We start from the raw sequence: 19,004 nt of genomic DNA, 5'->3' as shown, positions 1-19,004 counted from the left end.
ATGACGCTCAAGGTCGAAAACCTCTCCACCCATTTCTTCACCCGCGACGGTGTCGCCAAGGCGGTCGACGGCGTGTCCTTCGAGATCGGTCGCGGCGAGATTCTGGGACTCGTCGGCGAGTCTGGCTCGGGCAAGTCGATCACCGGCTTCTCCATCCTCGGGCTGGTCGACCCGCCGGGACGCGTGACTGGCGGCAAGATCCTGTTCCAGGGCCAGGACCTCGTCGGACGCTCGCCCCAGGAGATGCGCGCCATCAGGGGCAAGAAGATTGCCATGATCTTCCAGGACCCGATGATGACGCTCAACCCGGTGCTGTCGATCGAGACCCAGATGGTCGAGGCCGTGCGGGCCCACGACAAGGTGTCGAAGGCCGATGCCCGGGCGCGCGCCGTCGAAGCACTTGGCCTCGTCGGCATACCTTCGCCGGACGAGCGGCTGGCGGCGTACCCGCACCAGTTTTCGGGCGGCATGCGCCAGCGTGTGGCCATTGCGATTGCGCTGCTGCACCGACCTGAGTTGATCATCGCGGACGAGCCCACCACCGCACTTGATGTCACCATCCAGTCGCAGATCCTGGCGGTCATCCAGCGGCTCAGCGGCGAATTCGGCATGTCGCTGATCTGGATCAGCCACGATCTTGGCGTGGTCGCCGGCCTCGCCCAGAAGGTCGCGGTCATGTATGCGGGCCGCATCGTCGAGACAGGCACGGTCGACGATGTGCTCGACCGCCCTGTTCATCCCTATACGATCGGCCTGATGCGCTCGGTCCCCGCCAATCTCGATCGCGGCGAGGCCTTGACGCCGATCCCCGGCATGGCGCCCTCGCCCCTCAGGCGGCCGTCCGGCTGCCCGTTCAGGCTGCGCTGTTTTGCAGCCACCGCCGCCTGCGAGGCGGAACCGGAGGCTTCGGCCTTCGACGGTCATCTCTATCGCTGCTTCAACCCACAATTCGAGAGGGCAGCATGACCCCGCTGATCGAAGGCATCGGCGTGTCCAGGCGCTTCTCGCGCGGCCTGGACTATGCCGAAAAGCTGGCCCGCATGTTCGGCGCCAAGCTGGAAGAGCGTGTCGTTCATGCCGTCGACGATGTCTCGCTGGCCATCAATCCGGGCGAGGTCGTCGGCCTTGTTGGCGAATCCGGCTGCGGCAAGTCCACGCTCGGGCGCATCATGGCGGGCATCCTGCCCCAGTCCACTGGTACGATGCGCTGGGAGGGTAAGGACATCTCGGCGCTGCCCCGGCAGGAGGCCAAGGCTGTCCGGCTGACCTCGCAGATGATCTTCCAGGATCCGATGTCGTCGCTCAACCCGCGCAAGACGATCCTCGACATCATCGGCGAGGCGCCTGTGGCCCATTGCATGGTGCCGAAGCGCCAGGCGCCTGACATGGTGGCTGCGTTGATGGAGCGTGTCGGCCTCGACCCGTCCTATCTCAAGCGCTACCCACACCAGTTCTCTGGCGGCCAGCGCCAGCGTATCGGCATCGCCCGGGCGCTGGCGGTCAAGCCACGCTTCCTGATCTGCGACGAATCGGTGTCGGCGCTGGACGTGTCTATCCAGGCGCAGATCCTGAACCTGTTCATGGAGCTGAAGCAGGAGTTGGGGCTGACCTACCTTTTCATCAGCCACGATCTCGGCGTGGTGAAACACATCTCCGACCGCGTCGCGATCATGTATCTCGGCCGCATTGTCGAGAGCGCACCGGCCGATGCGTTCTTTGCCGCGCCGAACCACCCCTACACGATGGCGCTGCTGTCGGAGGTGCCGACCATCAAACAGCGGCGACGCCAGTTCAATCCGGTCAAGGGCGAGATTCCGTCACCGTTGCACCCGCCGAGCGGCTGCCATTTCCACCCGCGTTGCCCGCATGCCTTCGACCGCTGCCGCCGGGAGCGGCCGTTGCTGCGCGAGATCGCGCCGGGGCACATCAGCGCCTGCCATCTCAATGAAACGCCGGTGAGCGTGATCGCCCGCCCGGCCGAGATCACGACCTAACCAACACAAAGGGGAGCCTAAAAATGAACCTGATCCGATCCACAGTCGCCGGCCTGCTTCTGGCCACCAGCCTGTCGACCGCGGCCCTTGCCGCCGACCTCGTCGTCGGCATCTCTACCGAGCCGTCGTCGGTCGATCCGCAGTTTTCGCGCACCGGCAACAACCAGAACCTGGCGCAACAGGTGTTCGGCCGCCTGGCCGAGCCGGATGCCAATCTGCAGGTCAAGCCGAACCTTGCCGAGAGCTGGAAGAACGTCGACCCGCTGACCTGGGAGGTGAAACTGCGGTCCGGCGTGAAGTTCCATGACGGCTCGCCGCTGACCGCCGAGGACGTGGTTTACTCGCTTGAGCGCATCTCCAAGATCGAGAATAGCCCGGCGCCGTTCACCGCCAATGTCGGGCCGATCGCCAAGATGGAGATCGTCGATCCGCAGACCATTCGTTTCACCACCAAGAAGCCGACGCCGCAATTCATGGAACTGGCCGGCATGGTCTACATCGTCTCGAAGAAGGCGACCGAGGGCAAAACCAGCCAGGACTTCATCGGCGGCGCCGCTGCCATCGGAACCGGTCCTTACAAGTTCGTCGAATGGGTGCCCGGCGACCGCCTCGTGCTCCAGCGCAATGACGATTTCTGGGGCGACAAGCCGGAATTCGAAAAGGTGACTTTCCGCGCCATTTCCAACGATGCTGCTCGGGTCGCTGCCCTTCGCTCCGGCGCGGTCGACCTGATCGACGCCGTGCCACCGGCCGATGTCGCGACGCTCAAGGGCATCGAGAACATCGCACTGCATTCGACCCCGTCGGCGCGTATCGTCTATCTGGCGCTGGACTCGGCGCGCGACGAAAGCCCCTTCGTTACCGACAAGGACGGCAAGAACCTGGTGCCGAACCCGCTCAGGGACACGCGTGTTCGCCAGGCAATGTCCAAGATGGTCGACCGCCAGCTTTTGATTGACCGCATCCTGTCCGGTGCAGGCGTGCCGGCGGGGCAACTCGTGCCCGAGGGCATCGGTGGCCATTCCGACAAGCTCGAGCCAGGTGCTATCGACCTTGAGGGGGCCAAGAAGCTGCTCGCCGAGGCCGGCCATGCCGATGGCTTCGGTATCACCATCCACTCGTCCAACGACCGCTTCGCCGGTGACGCCGACGTGGCGCAGGCGCTGGGCCAGCTTTTCGCGCGCGGCGGCCTCAAGGTGAACGGCGTCGTTACCCAGCCCTACAGCGTCTATGCAGGTGCCGCCGGCAAGCAGGAATTCAGCGCCTTCATCTTCTCCTTCGGCACCACCACGCCGTCCTCGGCATCGGGCATGAACAACGTTCTGATGACCTACGACAAGGAGGCCGGCACCGGCTCGTTCAACCGCGCCCGCTACTCGAACCCGGCCTATGACGAGAAGATGCGTGCAGCATTGTCGGAATTCGATGTCGACAAGCGCAATGCCCTGCTCGCCGAAGCCGCGGAGATTGCCTTCGGCGACGCTGCGATCCTGCCGCTCTATTGGCCTGTGGTGACATGGGCGAGCCGCGCCGACATCGACTACACCGCCAACAAGGCAGAGGACACGCTGGCCGCCTATGCGCGGACGGCAAAGTAAGCACGACATGGAAGCGACTGCCGAAGCGATGGATGTTTTCGTATTGCCGGCGCCAGAGCCGGTTGCCGGGGGCGTCGTGGTTCACCGCGACGTCATGGTGACGATGCGTGACGGGATCCGTCTGGCCACAGACATCTATCGCCCGGCTCAAAATGGAGTACCGGCGGGGCAAGCCCTGCCGGTTCTCCTAGAGCGCACGGCCTACGGCAAAAGCGAGCGCTCGCGCTCGGAAATCGAAGTCGGCATGGAACGGCCGATGACGCGTGCCGAGGTGGCGACACATTTCGTTCGCCACGGCTACGTCGTCGCCTATCAGGATTGTCGTGGCCGCAATGGTTCGGAAGGCGAGTTCGTCAAATATCTCGCCGAGGGACCCGACGGCTACGACACCATCGCCTGGCTGGTCGAGCAGCCCTGGTCGAATGGCCGGGTCGGCACCATGGGCCTTTCCTACGCGGCGCATACGCAGATGGCGCTTGCCTGCCTCAATCCGCCAGGCCTCGCCGCGATGGTGCTGGACTCCGGCGGCTTCTCCAACGCCTTCACCTGTGGCATCCGCCAGGGCGGGGCGTTCGAGCTGAAGCAGGCGACCTGGGCCTACAATCACGCGCGCGAGGCAGGGGCTGCAAAGGACAATCCTGATCTGCTTAGGGCGCTTGAGGCAGAGGACGTCAGGGAGTGGTTCAAAGCCATGCCCTGGTCGGAGGGGCGTTCGCCGGTGCGCTGGGTTCCCGAATATGAGGGCTATCTGCTCGAGCAATGGCGCCGGGGCACATTCGACGATTACTGGAAGCAGCCAGGGATCTATGCCCTGGACAGCTACGACACCTTCCCCAATGTGGCCGTGGCGCTGGTGTCGAGTTGGTACGACGCCTATGTGCGGACGACCTTCGAGAACTACGAGGGCCTGTCGCGAGATCCGAACCGACCGCTGTCGGTGGTGATGGGCCCCAACCTGCACGGCAACCGCAATGCCACCTTTGCCGGGGATGTCGATTTCGGCAGCGCTGCGCCGCTTGGCGGCAATGTCGCCGAAAGCTGGCTGGAGTTCCGCCGCCGCTGGTTCGACCGCTGGCTGAAGAACGTCGACAATGCAGTCGAAGCCGATCCGCGCGTCCGCCTGTTCCTGATGGGCGGCGGTTCGGGACGGCGCACCGCCGAAGGCCGCATCGACCATGGTGGTCGCTGGATCGCCGCGCCCGATTGGCCATTGCCGGCAGGCAGCAGGCTCGCGCTGAACCTGCATCCAAATGGCAGCTTGTCGGAGACGCTTCCCAGCGTGGACGCTGCCCCCTTCGTCTACGACTTCGATCCGAAGAACCCGGTGCCTACGATCGGTGGGGCGCTGACCAGCGGCCAGCCGGTGTTTGAGGGCGGCGGTTTCGACCAGCGCGAAAGCAGCCGGTTCTTTGGCTGCGGCGATACAAACATGCCGCTCGCAGCAAGGCTCGACGTGCTGTCATTCGAGACCGAGCCGCTTGGCGAGGACATGGCGGTGGTGGGACCCGTCGAGATCGAGCTTTTCGCCGCGACCGATGGCCTCGACACCGACTTCACCGCCAAGCTGGTCGATGTCTACCCGCCGAGCGAAGAGTTTCCGACCGGATTTGCGATGATCGTCACGGACGGCATCTTCCGCTGTCGCTATCGCAACGGCTTCGCAGCACCGCAGCCTTGCGTGCCTGACGAGATGATGAAGATCACCATCGAGCCTTTCGCGACCGCCAATCTGTTCAAGAAGGGTCACAGGCTGCGGCTCGATATCTCGTCGTCAAACTTCCCGAAATACGACGTCAATCCGAACACAGGTGCGCCCGAAGGGCGTGGCCGCACAAGTCGCGTCGCCCGCAACACGGTGTTCTGCGATGCAGCCAGGCCGTCGCGCCTCAACCTTCAGGTTGTGGCCGCAGACAGGTTCGAGCCGTTGTCACCGCTGAAGCCGTAGAGGGCTTCCTTAGGGCTCGTCAGGCGTCGTAAGCATGCCTTGCGACGCGAGTTGCTGTCGTATGAGGTCGCGAACCGCATCCTGGCGGTTGGCGTCGGGCAAATATTGTCGCCTATAGTTGTCGATGGCGAATGCGACCGCGTCCGAGAATCTCAAATGCACTGCCACGCTGCCGCCGCTGGGCGGTCGCCCGCGCTTCGTCTTGTTCCCCGCCATTTTTCAACTCTTTCCCTTAAAGAATATAAAATTCTTATAGGGAAAATTATGGATTTCAAGCAGAGACACATGCCTGGTTCTGGATTCAGTGCAGCTATGGCGAGGGGCAGGACCCTTGCCAGGGCCGCATCTGGCGAACTCGCCAACGGGGGAGCGAGTTAGCTGGTTTTCCGCTGGAGATTTCTGCGATCCGGTCACACAGGCTCGGGAAAAGGTTGATCATGAAGGGAACGAGAAGTATTTCTCTTGTCGACAAAAGGATTGCCAGATGACCGAAGCCGATACGAACACCATCCCTGAACGCAAGCGCGGCTCTGGCGTGAAGATGGTCTATGACCTTCTGCGCGACGAGATTCTCGATCTCGTCCTGCTGCCGGGCAGCCCGATCGACGAGGTGCAGCTTGCCGAGCGTTTCAAGATGTCGCGCACGCCGATCCGCGAGGCGCTGGTGCGGCTGGCGGGCGAGGGCCTGATAGATACGCTGCCCAACCGCTCGACCATGGTGTCGAATATCGACTTCCTCAACATGCACACCTATTTCGACGCGCTGGTGCTAATGTACCGCGTGACCACAAGGCTGGCGGCCCAATATCACCGCCCCGAGGACCTCAAGGTGATCCGCGCCCACCAGGCCGAATTCGCCGCCGCCGTGCAGGCGCAGGACGCACTCGCCATGATCGCCACCAACGCGGCCCTGCACCAGGCGATCTCGGAGGCCGGGCGCAATCCTTATTTCACCAGCCTGTTCAACCGGCTGCTCGACGAGGGGCGGCGCATCCTTAGGCTCTACTACCAGTCCTACGAAGACCGGCTGCCGCAGCGTTTCGTCGACGAACACGAGGACATGATCGCGGTGATTGCGGCTCGCGACGTCGACGCCGCTGACCAGCTGGCCAAGGCGCATGCCGAGCAGATCGTGCACCAGATCCAGAAGCTCTTTACCCGCAATGACAGGCTTGAAGTGGCGTTGTAAGTTTCTGTCGATTTCTTGTCGACAAATAAAATGCAAAGCGTATAATCGACGGCGAGGGCACGGAAACGGCGTCGTTTTGACGTGGCGGTCGTGCCGATATGACAGGCCCAGAGGAGTTTGAGATGAAGGCGAAGATTTTCACTGGCGTAATCCCCGCACTGATGACCCCCTGCAAGGAGGATCGCACCCCCGATTTCGACGCGCTCGTCCGCAAGGGCAAGGAGCTGATCGCGCAGGGCATGTCTGCCGTTGTTTATTGCGGCTCCATGGGTGATTGGCCGCTGCTCACCGACGAGCAGCGCATGGAAGGCGTCGAGCGCCTAGTGAAGGCCGGCGTGCCTGTCATCGTCGGCACCGGCGGCATCAACAGCGCCTCGGCCGTGGCTCATGCCGCGCACGCCCAGAAAGTTGGCGCGCATGGCCTGATGGTCATCCCCCGCGTTTTGTCGCGTGGCCCGTCGCTCACCGCCCAGAAGGCGCATTTCAAGGCGATCCTGTCGGCGGCTCCCGATCTGCCCGCGGTCATCTACAACAGCCCGTACTACGGCTTTGCCACTCGTGCCGACCTGTTCTTCGCGCTCCGTGCCGAGCACAAGAACCTCGTCGGTTTCAAGGAATTCGGCGGCAACGCCGACATGCGCTATGCGGCCGAGAACATCACCAGCCGCGATGACGGCGTTTCGCTGATGATCGGCGTCGACACGGCTGTCTTCCACGGCTTCGTCAATTGTGGCGCAACCGGCGCCATTACCGGCATCGGCAACGTGCTGCCGAAGGAAGTGATCCACCTCTGCAACCTGTCGCAGGCTGCGGCTGCCGGCGACGTCGATGCCCGCCAGCGCGCGCTGGAGCTGGAGCAGGCGTTGGCCGTGCTGTCGTCCTTCGACGAAGGCCCCGACCTCGTCCTCTACTTCAAGCACATGATGGTGATGAAGGGCGACAAGGAGTACACGCTCCACTTCAACGAGACCGACGCCCTGACTGACAGCCAGCGCGGCTATTGCGAGGCACAGTTCAAACTGTTCAACGCCTGGTACGGCGCATGGAGCAAGCTTCCCGGCGCGGTCGAGAAGTACAAGGGTTGATCTGGTCCCGAGGCGAATGAAAAAGAAAGGCCCTCCCGAGTGATCGGGAGGGCCTTTTTTGTTTGGGTTGAGGGTCGGTCTTTTTTGAGCTCGTGTGTGACTGGTAGCGCCCCGCTCCGCGTTGCTTTTGCGAGGCACCTCCCCGCAGTCGATCGGGGGGAGGTGTTTGCGCAGCAAGCCGGGGTCGGAGGCGATTTTCCGGAAGGTGGTCGGGCCCGTTACGAGACCGCGTCGAGCCCCTGCGCCAGCAGGCGGTCGAGCAGCTCCATCTCGGCTGCGTTGAGCACGATGCCTTCCGCCTCCGATTTGGTGCGGGCGACGTAGCGGCGCTGGGAGGGCAGGCGGGCGCCCTGGCCGGCGATGGCTTCGAACAGCGTCTCGGCGCGGGCGAAGGGATCGCCGGGACGGCCGGCGGCGAAGGCCTTGGGCGAGAAGGCGAGGATAAGCTCGCCATGCGGCGGGGCCAGCGTCGTGGTGCCCAGATATTCCAGCACTTCCGGGCTGGTCAGATCGCCGATCATGATGCCGGCGAGCAGCTCGATCATCGTGCCGATGGCCGAGCCCTTGTGGCCGCCGAAGGGCAGCATGGCGCCGGCAAGTGCCGCCGTCGGATCTGTGGTCGGCTTGCCGTCTGCGTCGATGGCCCAGCCCTCAGGCAGTGGCTTGCCGGCACGGCGATGCAGTTCGATCTCGCCGCGCGCGGCGACCGAGGTGGCGAAATCGAAGACGTAGGGCGACTTGTCCGGGCGCGGCCAGCCAAAGGCGAAGGGGTTGGTGCCGAGCAGCGGCTTGTTGCCGCCTGCGGGCGCCACCGAGGCGTAGCTCGGGCACATTACCAGGCCGGCCAGACCCTGATCGGTGATCGCCTCGACCTCCGGCCAGAGGGCGGAAAAATGGGTGCAGTCGTTGATGACAAGCGCCGCAAGGCCAAAGGAGCGGGCGCGTTCGACCAACGCCGGCAAGCCGAGCTCGAAGGCCGGATTGGCGAAACCGCTCCTGGCATTGACCCTGACGATGGCCGAGCCTTCCTGCGGCAGCAATTCCGGCTCGGCGTCGGGCTTTACCTTGCCGGCCTTGACCGTGCGTAGCGTGCCTTCGATGCGGTAGATGCCGTGCGATTTGCAGGCGTCGCGCTCGCCGGCAACGATCACCCGGGCCAGCGCGCCTGACTGGACGGCATTCAGCCCTGCCTTGCGGAAGATCGCCTCGACGCGCTCGTGCAGCGCGCTGATGGGCAGGGCAGTGGTCTCACTCATCTCGTCTCTCTCATGCATGGCTGGGCCTGACAGGCGGGCACGGCGGTTGAAGTTTTGCATACATAGAGTATACAAATACTCGACAAGTGCAATTCGACTGCGCGTCGATCGTCACCAAAGGACGCGCCGGTCATCCAGAAAGGAACGTCGCATGGCTTTCACTCCCAAGGGAAAACACCTCGTTGCGGGCGAATGGCTCGACGGAGCCGGCACCTTCGCCAGCGCGCCTGCGCATGGCCCCGTGCACCAGTTTGCCGCGGGCACCGTCGATCTGGTTAACCGCGCGTGCGAAGCAGCCGAGGATGCCTTCTGGAGCTACGCCAATTCGTCGCGACAGGAACGCGCCGCCTTCCTGCGCGCAATTGCCGACGAGATTGAGGCACGCGCCGCCGAGATCACCGAGATCGGCAGCCAGGAAACCGGCCTGCCGGAGGCCCGCCTGCAGGGCGAGCGTGGCCGCACGACCGGTCAGCTTCGCCTGTTCGCCGACCATATCGAGAAGGGTGACTATCTCGACCGTCGCCTGGATGCCGCATTGCCCGACCGCCAGCCGCTGCCGCGCCCGGAGATAAGGCTGATCCAGCGCCCGGTGGGTCCTGTCGCAGTGTTCGGCGCCTCGAACTTCCCGCTCGCGTTTTCGACTGCCGGCGGCGACACGGCGGCGGCACTCGCAGCCGGCTGCCCGGTCGTGGTCAAGGGCCACTCGGCCCATCCCGGCACCGGTGAGATCGTCGCCCAGGCGATTGCCGCGGCGATTGCCAGCACGGGCGTTCATCCGGGCGTGTTCTCGCTGATCCAAGGCGGCAGCCGCGACGTCGGCCATGCGCTGGTCAAGCATCCGCTGATCAAGGCCGTGGGCTTCACCGGCTCGCTCGCCGGCGGCCGTGCCCTGTTTGATCTCTGCGCGCAGCGTCCGGAGCCGATCCCGTTCTTCGGCGAGCTCGGTTCGGTCAACCCGATGATGATGCTGCCGGAAGCGATGAAGGCGCGTGGCGAAGCCCTGGGGCAGGGCTGGGCCGGGTCGCTGACCATGGGGGCTGGCCAGTTCTGCACCAATCCCGGCATCGCCGTGGTGATCGACGGCGCCGATGCCGACCGCTTCGTGGCTGCCGCCACCGAAGCGCTTGCCAAGGTCGGGCCGCAGACCATGCTGACCGACGGCATCGCCAAGGCCTATCATGAGGGTGCAGCACGCTTTGCCACGCGCAACACGGTCAAGCCGCTGCTGACGACCGAATCGTCGGGTCGCAGCGCGACGCCGAACTTGTTCGAGACGACGGGCGCGCAGTTCGTGTCCGACCATCTGCTCGGCGAAGAGGTCTTCGGGCCGCTTGGCATGGTCGTTCGTGTCGGCTCGCTCGACGAGATGGAGCAGATCGCGCGCGGCTTCGAAGGTCAGCTGACCGCGACAATCCATATGGACGCCGCCGACCTCGAAGCGGCCCGTCGCCTGCGCCCGGTGCTCGAGCGCAAGGCTGGCCGTGTGCTGGTCAACGGCTTCCCGACCGGTGTCGAGGTGGCCGATTCGATGGTGCATGGCGGGCCCTATCCGGCCTCGACCAATTTCGGCGCAACCAGTGTCGGCACCATGTCGATCCGCCGCTTCCTGCGCCCGGTTTCCTACCAGAACATGCCGGAAGGCCTGCTGCCCGAAGACTTCCTCGGCTGATCTCTCGATTTGCCGGCTAAGTCCGGACCTCCCCTTGCGGGAGGCCCGGCGCCGGTGGCGTCGTAAGCCGACATTTCGGATACTTTTTGTATACGACTTGTATTTTTAATTTGATTTACGCTCTCCGACGCGGAATAGTGCGCCGCCGTCAACCGACAGACAGACCTACTCAGGGAGAGAGTGTGACAATGAAGACTTCGGTTCTCGCCTTCGGCCTCATGGCCGCCACCGCACTGACCGGCCAGGCTCACGCCGACAAGCTGGACGACATCATCGCTTCGGGCACGCTGCGCTGCGCCGTCGTGCTCGACTTCCCGCCGATGGGTTCGCGCGACGCGAGCAACAACCCGATCGGCTTCGACGTCGACTACTGCAACGATCTGGCCAAGGCGCTCGGCGTCACCGCCGAGATCGTCGAGACGCCGTTCCCCGAGCGCATTCCCGCGCTGATGTCGGGCCGCGTCGATGTCGGCGTCGCCTCGACCTCGGATACTCTGGAGCGCGCCAAGACCGTCGGCATGACGGTTCCCTACTTCGCATTCCAGATGGCCGTCACCTCCAACGACAAGACCGGCATCAAGTCATTCGAGGACATGAAGGGCAAAGTCGTGGGCGCCACCGCCGGCACCTATGAAGCCATCGCTCTCGAAAAGCAGGTCAAGGAATGGGGCGTGGGCGAGTTCCGTCCTTACCAGACCCAGGCCGACGTGTTCCTGGCTCTGAGCCAGGGTCAGCTCGACGCCACCGTGTCGACCTCGACGGTTGCCCAGGCCAACGTCAAGACCGGCAAGTTCCCCGGCATCTCCGTGGTCGGCAACGCGCCATTCGACATCGACTATGTCGCGCTGTTCACCAACCGTGAGGAATACGGCCTCATCAACTACCTGAACCTGTTCATCAACCAGCAGGTCCGCACCGGCCGTTACAAGGAACTTTACGAAAAGTGGGTCGGCGGCGAGCTGCCGTCTCTTGCGGTGAACGGCGTTTACCGCTGATCTGACCGTTTCTATGGCGGCGCGAGGCTAAGCCTCGCGCCGTTGATCCTTTTCGAAAGGTGAGACGGCAATGTTCAACTACACCTTCCATTGGAATCAGGCCCTCAAGGCCCTGCCGCAGATGCTTGATGGCGCGCTGGTCACCCTGCAGATCGCGCTGCTGTCGATGATCATCGGGATGGCGATCGCCATCGCGCTGACCTTGTTCCGGTTGTCCGGCAATCGCCTTCTTGGCGGTTTCGCCACCGCCTGGGTCGAAATCGCGCGCAACACGCCTGCGCTGTTCCAGATCTACATGGCCCATTTCGGCCTCGGCAATTTCGGCATCCACCTGAGCCCATTCATCGCGCTCCTGGTCGGCATCGCCTTCAACAATGCAGGTTATCTGGCTGAGAATTTCCGTGGCGCGCTCAAGGCGATCCCGGAGACGCAGACACGCGCCGGCCGCTCGCTTGGCATGACATCGCTGCAGGCTTTTCGACTGATCGTGATGCCGCAGATGTTGCGCGTCGCATTCCTGCCGGCCACCAACCAGATGGTCTGGGCGATCCTGATGACCTCGCTTGGCGTCACCGTCGGCATGAACACCGACCTCGCCGGCGTCACGCAGGAGCTGAATGCGCGCTCGTTCCGCACCTTCGAGTTCTTCGCCATCGCAGCAGTCATCTACTACCTCATCGCCAAGGCGGTGACGCTGGCTGCCCGCGTCTTCGCCGCGCGCATGTTCCGCTACTGAGAGAGGTGAGAGATGTTCAACACTGCCCTCTCGTGGAGTGACCTGGCCTTCCTTGCGCAAGGCGCGGGGATGACGCTTGCCGTCACCGCCGTGTCCGTCGCCGCCGGTACCGTGCTCGGCATCCTGTTCGGTATCATCCGTTTCCAGATCGGCCCTTACTGGGCCGCCCCGCTGACCTTCATCCTCGACGTCTTTCGTTCGGTCCCACTGCTCATCCAACTGGTCCTGGGCAATGCGCTGCAGGCCATCATGAAGCTGGGGTGGGCGCCGTTCACCACCTCCTGCGTGGTGCTGTCGCTCTACACGGCCGCTTATTGTACAGAGATCGTGCGCGGCGGCATCGATTCCGTACCGACGAACACGCGCCGTGCCGCACGCTCGCTCGGCATGACCTGGTGGCAGGACATGCGTTACATTGTGGCGCCGCTCGCCATCCGCGTTTCACTGCCTTCGTGGATCGGATTGACGCTGGGCGTGATGAAGGACTCCGCACTGGTGCTGTGGCTCGGGCTGATCGAGTTGTTGCGCGCCTCGCAGATCCTCGTCACCCGCCTGCAGGAGCCGCTGTTTATCCTGCTGATCTGCGGCGCCATCTATTTCATCATCAGCCTTCCCATCGCCCGACTTGGCGGGTATCTCGAGAAACGGTGGTCCCCCAATGATTGAGATCGAAAACGTCCGCAAATCCTTCGGCCAGCTGGAGGTCCTCAAGGGCATCAACCTCACCGTCCAGAAGGGTGAGGTCGTCACCATCATCGGCGGTTCGGGCTCGGGCAAGTCGACGCTTCTGACCTGCATCAACGGTTTGGAGTCGATCGCCGCGGGCCGTGTGGTGATCGACGGCACCGACGTGCATGCCAAGGGCACAGACCTCAACAAGCTGCGCCAGAAGGTCGGCATCGTGTTCCAGCAGTGGAACGCCTTCCCGCATCTGACGGTGCTGGAAAACGTCATGCTTGCCCCCCGCAAGGTGCTTGGCCTCTCCAAGGAAAAGGCTGAGGAAATGGCGGTGAAGCAGTTGACCCATGTTGGTCTTGCCGAGAAGCTTTCGGTCTACCCGAACCGCATGTCAGGCGGCCAGCAGCAGCGCATGGCCATTGCCCGTGCGCTCGCCATGTCGCCCACCTACATGCTGTTCGACGAGGTGACCTCGGCGCTCGATCCGATGCTTGTGGGCGAAGTGCTCGACACGCTGCGCATGCTCGCTTCCGAGGGCATGACAATGATCTGTGTGACGCATGAGATGAAGTTTGCGCGCGAGGTTTCCGACCGCGTCGCCTTCTTCCACCAGGGCATCATGGCCGAGATCGCGCCGCCGGAGCAGCTGTTCGACGCGCCCCAGCACGCCGAGACCAAGAAGTTCCTTGCGGCAACGCATTGAGGGCATGATGAACGAGCAGGCCGACGTCATCGTCATCGGAGCGGGAGTTGTCGGGCTCTCGGCGGCGATCGCCGCGCAGGCGCGCGGGCTGAAGGTTACGGTGCTGGACCGCGAGGGGCCGGCAGCCGGTGCCTCGGCCGGCAACGCCGGGGCCTTTGCCTTCACCGATATCCTCCCATTGGCCTCTCCAGGTATTCTGAAGAAAGCGCCGAAATGGCTGCTCGATCCGCTCGGCCCGCTGTCGGTGCCGCCAGCCTATGCCTTCCAGATCGCGCCTTGGATGTTCCGTTTCTGGCGGGCCTGCTCGGCGAAGCGCGTGGTGCATTCTACCACCGCCCAGACGGCGATGATGGACCTGTCCAAGGCCGAGCTCGAGCCCTTCCTGCACCAGACCGGCACGGCGCCGATGCTGCGCAAGGAAGGCAATCTCCAGGTCTATGAAGGCGAGGCCGAACTCAAGGCATCGCTGCCGGGCTGGCAGGCGCGTGAAGTGCATGGGATCGAGTTCCATCACCTCAACGCGGCCGACATGGCGGAGATTCAGCCGGGTCTCGCCAAACGCTTTACCCATGGCACGTTCACGCCGGGCTGGTTTTCGATTTCCGATCCCAGGCTCTATGTGCTGGCGCTTGCCGAGTATTTCCTGACGTCGGGCGGTTCCATCGAACGCGCCGAGGTGACGGCATTGCGGCCGGTCGAGGGCGGGGTCGAACTCGCCACGGCAGACGGCAGTGTCCGCCGTGCCGGCAAGGTCGTGCTGTCTGCTGGAGCCTTCTCGCACCGGATCGCCAAGACCCTTGGCGAGAGCATCCCGCTGGAGACCGAGCGCGGCTACAACACCACGCTGCCTTCCGATGCCTTCGACCTGCGCACGCAGGTGACCTTCGGTGGCCACGGCTTCGTCGTCACCAGGCTTTCGACGGGCATCCGCGTCGGCGGTGCGGTCGAACTCGGTGGCCTGAAGCTCGCGCCGAACTTCCGCCGCTCCGAAGCCATGCTGAAGAAGGCGCAGGCCTTCCTGCCGGGCCTCAAGCCGGGCGGCGGCGTGCAATGGATGGGTTTCCGCCCGTCGCTGCCCGACAGCCTGCCAGCCATCGGTGCTGCGCGCGCCACCGACCGCGTCATCTATGCATTCGGCCATGGCCATCTCGGCCTGACCCAATCGGCAGGCACTGCTCGGATCGTCGCCGATCTTCTGACCGGCAAGACGCCCGCCATCGACATCGCATCCTTCTCGCCTCAAAGATTCTGACAGGGGTCTAAACTATGGCCAATCATACTTTCTCGTGCCTCGACGGACACACATGCGGCAATCCCGTCCGTCTCGTTTCGGGCGGCGGCCCGCGCCTCGAGGGCGCCAACATGCTGGAAAAGCGCGCGCATTTCCTGCGCGAGTTCGACTGGATCCGCACCGGGCTGATGTATGAGCCGCGCGGCCACGACATGATGTCGGGCTCGATCCTCTATCCGCCGACGCGCCCGGACTGCGACGTTGCCGTGCTGTTCATCGAGACTTCGGGCTGCCTGCCTATGTGCGGACACGGCACCATCGGCACCATCACCATGGCCATCGAGAACGGCCTGATCACCCCGCGCGAGCCCGGCAAGCTGTCGATCGACGCGCCGGCCGGCAAGGTCGACATTACCTACCGCCAGGAAGGCCGTTTCGTCGAGGAAGTGCGCCTGACCAACGTTCCCGGCTTCCTCTATGCAGAGGGCCTGACCGCTGAGGTCGAGGGCCTGGGCGAGATCGTCGTCGACGTCGCCTATGGCGGCAATTTCTACGCCATCGTCGAGCCGCAGAAGAATTTCCGAGATATGGCCGACCACACGGCCGGTGAAATGGTGGGCTGGAGCCCGAAGCTGCGCGCAGCGCTCAACGCCAAATACGAGTTCGTCCACCCCGAGCACCCGGAGATCCAGGGACTCAGCCACATCCAGTGGACCGGCAAGCCGACGGTCGAAGGCGCGCATGCGCGCAACGCCGTTTTCTACGGCGAGAAAGCCATCGACCGCTCGCCCTGTGGCACCGGCACGTCGGCGCGCATGGCCCAGCTCGCGGCCAAGGGCAAGCTGAAGGTCGGCGACGAGTTCTGGCATGAATCGATCATCGGCTCGATCTTCAAGGGCCGGGTCGAAGCGGCGACCAAGGTGGCCGACCGCGACGCGATCATCCCGTCCATAGCCGGCTGGGCTCGGCAGACCGGCATCAACACCATCTTCATCGATGACCGCGATCCATTCGCACACGGCTTCGTGGTGAAATGAGCCAGGAAGCACCCGCTCGCAGCATCCTGGGCGGCGCGGCCAGCGGGCCGGTCATCGCCTCCCGCGAAGCGTTGAGTTTCTGGGGCGGGGTTAATCCCGCCACCGGAAGCGTCATCGACGTTCACCATCCGCTGCACGGTACGTGCCTGACCGGCAGCATCCTGATGATGCCGTCGAGCCGGGGCTCGTGCACAGGCTCGGGCGTGCTTCTGGACCTCGTCCTGACTGGCCGCGCGCCGGCGGCGCTTGTGTTTTCCGAAGCCGAGGATGTGCTGACGCTTGGCGCGCTGATCGCTTCCGAGCTGTTCGGCAAGCCGCTGCCGGTGCTTCGCCTGGCGCCCGAGGCTTATGAGGCTCTGTCGCGGGCCAAGTCGGCGAGCATCACCGACGCGGCCATCGAGGCCGACGGCCTCGTGCTGCCGGTCAGTCCGCCTGCCACATCCGAACTCGAACTTACCGAGACCGACCGCGCCATGCTCGACGGCGACGAGGGCGTGGCCGTGCAACAGGCGATGCGCATCATCTCGGCCATGGCAGCGCAACAGGGGGCGCGCCGACTGGTTGATGTGACCCAAGTCCATATCGACGGCTGCATCTATGCCAGCCCGGCGAACCTGACCTTTGCCGAAAAGATGGCCGACATGGGCGCGCGCGTCCGTGTTCCCTCGACGATGAACGCCATCTCTGTCGACCGCGCCAACTGGCAGGTGCAGGGCGTGCCCGACGACTTTGGCGATCCGGCCGCAAGGCTGGCCGATGCCTATGTCCGCATGGGCTGCCGGCCGACCTTCACCTGTTCGCCCTATCTGCTCGACAGCGCGCCCGGACGGGGCGAGACGATCGCCTGGGCGGAATCCAACGCGGTGATCTTTGCCAACACCGTACTTGGCGCTCGCACGGCGAAGCACCCTGATTTCCTCGACCTCTGCATCGCGCTGACGGGCCGTGCGCCGCTATCGGGCGTCTATCTCGACATCCACCGCAAGGCTATGCGCGTCATCGACGTCGAATTGCCCGAAGCCGTGGATGACGCGTTCTGGCCGCTGGTCGGCTATCTCGCCGGCAAGGCGGCGCCCGATCGCATCCCGCTATTGCGTGGGCTCGCCGCCGGAAGCCCGTCGCGTGACGACCTCAAGGCACTCTGCGCGGCCTTCGGCACGACATCGGCGGCCCCCATGCTGCACATTGATGGTGTGACGCCGGAGGCAGAAGGTGCTGCTGACAGGGAGGCGGAGCGCGTGGCGATTACGCGAGCCGACATGACTGCCGCATGGAAGGTGTTGAACGCCGGACCGGCAGAGGTTGAGCTGGTGGCCATCGGCAGCCCTCACGCTTCACTCGACGAATGCCGCTCGCTTGCTGCAGCGCTCGACGGCCGCAAACGCAGGCCCGATGTGTCAGTGATCGTTACTGCCGGCAACCAGGTGATTTCGGATGCCCGTGCCGACGGCACGCTGGCGCAGCTTGAGGCGAGCGGCGTGCAGGTGCTCCCCGACCTGTGCTGGTGCTCGATCTCGGAGCCGGTGTTTCCGACGCGGACGCGGGCGCTGATGACCAATTCCGGCAAATACGCCCATTACGGCCCTGGCCTTTCCGGGCGCGCTGTACGTTTCGGCAACCTCGCCGATTGCGTCACCGCAGCCCTAACCGGGCATGTGCCCGAGCGTTTGCCGGCCTGGCTTTCCTAGTTCGTCTTACGCAGTTCTGTCCGGGAACCGCTCCGATCAGGAATTGCCCCGAGGAGGTAACATGCGCAGTACAAAGACCATCCATGTGATTTCGGCCCATGCCGAGGGCGAGGTCGGCGACGTCATCGTCGGCGGCGTGACGCCGCCGCCAGGCGATACGATCTGGGAGCAGAGCCGCTGGATCGCCCGCGACAACACCTTGCGCAATTTCGTGCTGAACGAGCCGCGTGGCGGCGTGTTCCGCCATGTCAACCTGCTGGTGCCGCCGAAGCATCCGGAAGCAGACGCGGCCTTCATCATCATGGAGCCGGAAGATACCCCGCCCATGTCTGGCTCGAACTCGATCTGCGTGTCGACGGTGCTGCTCGACAGCGGCATCGTGCCGATGCAGGAGCCAATCACGGAAATGACGCTCGAAGCGCCCGGCGGCCTCGTCCGCGTCCGGGCCGAGTGCCGCAATGGCAAGGCCGAACGCATCTTCGTGCGCAACCTGCCGAGCTTCGCTGATCGACTGGATGCCAAGCTCGAAGTTGAGGGCCTTGGCACGCTCACTGTCGACACCGCTTATGGCGGCGACAGCTTCGTCATCGTCGACGCTGCTGCCCTGGGCTTCAGCCTGAAGGCGGACGAGGCTCACGACATTGCCAGGCTTGGCGTGAAGATCACCAATGCTGCCAATGCGTCACTCGGCTTCCATCACCCTGAGAATCCAGACTGGAAGCATTTTTCCTTCTGCTTGTTCGCTGGCCCGGTCGAGCGCACGGCCGAAGGCCTGCGTGCAGGGGCGGCAGTCGCGATCCAGCCCGGCAAGGTCGACCGCTCGCCGACGGGTACGGCGCTTTCTGCCCGCATGGCGGTGCTGCATGCCCGCGGCCAGATGGGGCTGGAAGACAGCCTGACGGCGGTTTCGGTGATCGGCTCAACCTTCACTGGCCGTATCGTTGGTACCACTGAAGTCGGCGGCCGCCCGGCCGTGCTGCCGGAAATCTCCGGCCGCGCCTGGATCACCGGCACGCACCAGCACATGCTTGACCCGTCGGACCCATGGCCGGAGGGCTATCGCCTGACCGACACCTGGGGCGCCCGGTAGAGCGCCATACATCGAGCCATACAGAGAAAGGGCGGGGCATTCCCGCCCTTTCTTGTTTTCGTAAAGGAGTTGCGGCCGGGCCTGTTTCAGCAAAGCGGCGGGGTACCCAA

Annotated in this window: 16 protein-coding genes; 15 read left to right on the top strand and 1 reads right to left on the bottom strand. The window is 64.2% G+C overall.

Annotated features, from left to right (window positions below; all coding sequences use genetic code 11):
• From B015_RS0123830 to B015_RS0123800, 6 genes are all read left to right on the top strand, one after another.
• On the top strand, positions 1–966 hold the full coding sequence (locus tag B015_RS0123830; RefSeq protein WP_018430264.1) for an ABC transporter ATP-binding protein: 966 nt from the start codon (positions 1–3) through the stop codon (positions 964–966).
• Positions 963–1,994, top strand: coding sequence for an oligopeptide/dipeptide ABC transporter ATP-binding protein (locus tag B015_RS0123825; protein WP_018430263.1), 1,032 nt, complete (start codon positions 963–965; stop codon positions 1,992–1,994). Before B015_RS0123830 ends, B015_RS0123825 begins: the two co-directional genes overlap by 4 nt.
• Before the next feature lie 23 nt (positions 1,995–2,017).
• Positions 2,018–3,592 carry an ABC transporter substrate-binding protein gene (locus tag B015_RS0123820; RefSeq protein ID WP_018430262.1) on the top strand — a complete coding sequence of 525 codons (1,575 nt, stop codon included), beginning with the start codon at positions 2,018–2,020 and terminating at the stop codon, positions 3,590–3,592.
• 7 nt (positions 3,593–3,599) lie between these two features.
• The gene (locus tag B015_RS0123815; protein WP_018430261.1) at positions 3,600–5,537 is read left to right on the top strand and encodes a CocE/NonD family hydrolase; all 1,938 of its coding nucleotides are present in this window, start codon (positions 3,600–3,602) and stop codon (positions 5,535–5,537) included.
• Between the two features lie 484 nt (positions 5,538–6,021).
• Positions 6,022–6,726: a GntR family transcriptional regulator gene (locus B015_RS0123805; RefSeq protein WP_018430259.1), complete on the top strand. Its 705-nt coding sequence runs from the start codon at positions 6,022–6,024 to the stop codon at positions 6,724–6,726.
• Positions 6,727–6,848: 122 nt separating this feature from the next.
• Positions 6,849–7,811, top strand: coding sequence for a dihydrodipicolinate synthase family protein (locus B015_RS0123800; protein WP_018430258.1), 963 nt, complete (start codon positions 6,849–6,851; stop codon positions 7,809–7,811).
• 218 nt (positions 7,812–8,029) lie between these two features.
• On the opposite strand, the gene B015_RS0123795 is transcribed toward B015_RS0123800, so the two are convergent.
• Positions 8,030–9,067: an Ldh family oxidoreductase gene (locus B015_RS0123795; RefSeq protein WP_026227652.1), complete on the bottom strand. Its 1,038-nt coding sequence runs from the start codon at positions 9,065–9,067 to the stop codon at positions 8,030–8,032.
• A 151-nt stretch (positions 9,068–9,218) separates the two neighbouring features.
• On the opposite strand from B015_RS0123795, the gene B015_RS0123790 reads away from it, so the two are divergent.
• The 9 genes from B015_RS0123790 (at position 9,219) to B015_RS0123750 (ending at position 18,894) form a co-directional block, all read left to right on the top strand.
• The gene (locus B015_RS0123790) at positions 9,219–10,736 is read left to right on the top strand and encodes an aldehyde dehydrogenase (NADP(+)) (RefSeq protein ID WP_018430256.1); all 1,518 of its coding nucleotides are present in this window, start codon (positions 9,219–9,221) and stop codon (positions 10,734–10,736) included.
• Between the two features lie 188 nt (positions 10,737–10,924).
• Positions 10,925–11,731 carry a transporter substrate-binding domain-containing protein gene (locus B015_RS0123785; RefSeq protein ID WP_018430255.1) on the top strand — a complete coding sequence of 269 codons (807 nt, stop codon included), beginning with the start codon at positions 10,925–10,927 and terminating at the stop codon, positions 11,729–11,731.
• Positions 11,732–11,801: 70 nt separating this feature from the next.
• On the top strand, positions 11,802–12,467 hold the full coding sequence (locus B015_RS0123780) for an amino acid ABC transporter permease (protein WP_018430254.1): 666 nt from the start codon (positions 11,802–11,804) through the stop codon (positions 12,465–12,467).
• A 12-nt stretch (positions 12,468–12,479) separates the two neighbouring features.
• On the top strand, positions 12,480–13,133 hold the full coding sequence (locus B015_RS0123775) for an amino acid ABC transporter permease (RefSeq protein ID WP_026227651.1): 654 nt from the start codon (positions 12,480–12,482) through the stop codon (positions 13,131–13,133).
• A complete protein-coding gene (locus B015_RS0123770) occupies positions 13,126–13,848 on the top strand; it encodes an amino acid ABC transporter ATP-binding protein (RefSeq protein ID WP_018430252.1) in 723 nt (240 codons plus the stop codon). Before B015_RS0123775 ends, B015_RS0123770 begins: the two co-directional genes overlap by 8 nt.
• A gap of 7 nt (positions 13,849–13,855) precedes the next feature.
• Positions 13,856–15,100 carry an FAD-binding oxidoreductase gene (locus B015_RS0123765; protein ID WP_040457090.1) on the top strand — a complete coding sequence of 415 codons (1,245 nt, stop codon included), beginning with the start codon at positions 13,856–13,858 and terminating at the stop codon, positions 15,098–15,100.
• A gap of 14 nt (positions 15,101–15,114) precedes the next feature.
• The gene (locus tag B015_RS0123760; protein ID WP_018430250.1) at positions 15,115–16,116 is read left to right on the top strand and encodes a 4-hydroxyproline epimerase; all 1,002 of its coding nucleotides are present in this window, start codon (positions 15,115–15,117) and stop codon (positions 16,114–16,116) included.
• On the top strand, positions 16,113–17,804 hold the full coding sequence (locus B015_RS0123755; protein WP_018430249.1) for an aconitase X: 1,692 nt from the start codon (positions 16,113–16,115) through the stop codon (positions 17,802–17,804). The genes B015_RS0123760 and B015_RS0123755 overlap by 4 nt, the downstream gene beginning before the upstream one ends.
• A gap of 61 nt (positions 17,805–17,865) precedes the next feature.
• Positions 17,866–18,894 (top strand): proline racemase family protein, encoded by a 1,029-nt coding sequence (locus B015_RS0123750; protein ID WP_018430248.1) that lies wholly within the window; start codon positions 17,866–17,868, stop codon positions 18,892–18,894.
• The last annotated feature ends 110 nt before the right edge of the window (positions 18,895–19,004 follow it).

Source organism: Hoeflea sp. 108 (genome assembly GCF_000372965.1).
Lineage (GTDB): Bacteria > Pseudomonadota > Alphaproteobacteria > Rhizobiales > Rhizobiaceae > Aminobacter.
This window is presented reverse-complemented; position numbering and strand designations above follow the sequence as displayed.

What these genes read in the sequence shown, in the direction of transcription:
- B015_RS0123760 (WP_018430250.1), top strand. Translation starts at nt 15,115, where the DNA reads ATGGCCAATCATACTTTCTCGTGCCTCGACGGACACACATGCGGCAAT.
- B015_RS0123765 (WP_040457090.1), top strand. Translation starts at nt 13,856, where the DNA reads ATGAACGAGCAGGCCGACGTCATCGTCATCGGAGCGGGAGTTGTCGGG.
- B015_RS0123820 (WP_018430262.1), top strand. Translation starts at nt 2,018, where the DNA reads ATGAACCTGATCCGATCCACAGTCGCCGGCCTGCTTCTGGCCACCAGC.
- B015_RS0123775 (WP_026227651.1), top strand. Translation starts at nt 12,480, where the DNA reads ATGTTCAACACTGCCCTCTCGTGGAGTGACCTGGCCTTCCTTGCGCAA.
- B015_RS0123790 (WP_018430256.1), top strand. Translation starts at nt 9,219, where the DNA reads ATGGCTTTCACTCCCAAGGGAAAACACCTCGTTGCGGGCGAATGGCTC.
- B015_RS0123830 (WP_018430264.1), top strand. Translation starts at nt 1, where the DNA reads ATGACGCTCAAGGTCGAAAACCTCTCCACCCATTTCTTCACCCGCGAC.
- B015_RS0123825 (WP_018430263.1), top strand. Translation starts at nt 963, where the DNA reads ATGACCCCGCTGATCGAAGGCATCGGCGTGTCCAGGCGCTTCTCGCGC.
- B015_RS0123795 (WP_026227652.1), bottom strand. Translation starts at nt 9,067, where the DNA reads ATGAGTGAGACCACTGCCCTGCCCATCAGCGCGCTGCACGAGCGCGTC.
- B015_RS0123750 (WP_018430248.1), top strand. Translation starts at nt 17,866, where the DNA reads ATGCGCAGTACAAAGACCATCCATGTGATTTCGGCCCATGCCGAGGGC.
- B015_RS0123805 (WP_018430259.1), top strand. Translation starts at nt 6,022, where the DNA reads ATGACCGAAGCCGATACGAACACCATCCCTGAACGCAAGCGCGGCTCT.
- B015_RS0123785 (WP_018430255.1), top strand. Translation starts at nt 10,925, where the DNA reads ATGAAGACTTCGGTTCTCGCCTTCGGCCTCATGGCCGCCACCGCACTG.
- B015_RS0123800 (WP_018430258.1), top strand. Translation starts at nt 6,849, where the DNA reads ATGAAGGCGAAGATTTTCACTGGCGTAATCCCCGCACTGATGACCCCC.
- B015_RS0123780 (WP_018430254.1), top strand. Translation starts at nt 11,802, where the DNA reads ATGTTCAACTACACCTTCCATTGGAATCAGGCCCTCAAGGCCCTGCCG.
- B015_RS0123755 (WP_018430249.1), top strand. Translation starts at nt 16,113, where the DNA reads ATGAGCCAGGAAGCACCCGCTCGCAGCATCCTGGGCGGCGCGGCCAGC.
- B015_RS0123770 (WP_018430252.1), top strand. Translation starts at nt 13,126, where the DNA reads ATGATTGAGATCGAAAACGTCCGCAAATCCTTCGGCCAGCTGGAGGTC.
- B015_RS0123815 (WP_018430261.1), top strand. Translation starts at nt 3,600, where the DNA reads ATGGAAGCGACTGCCGAAGCGATGGATGTTTTCGTATTGCCGGCGCCA.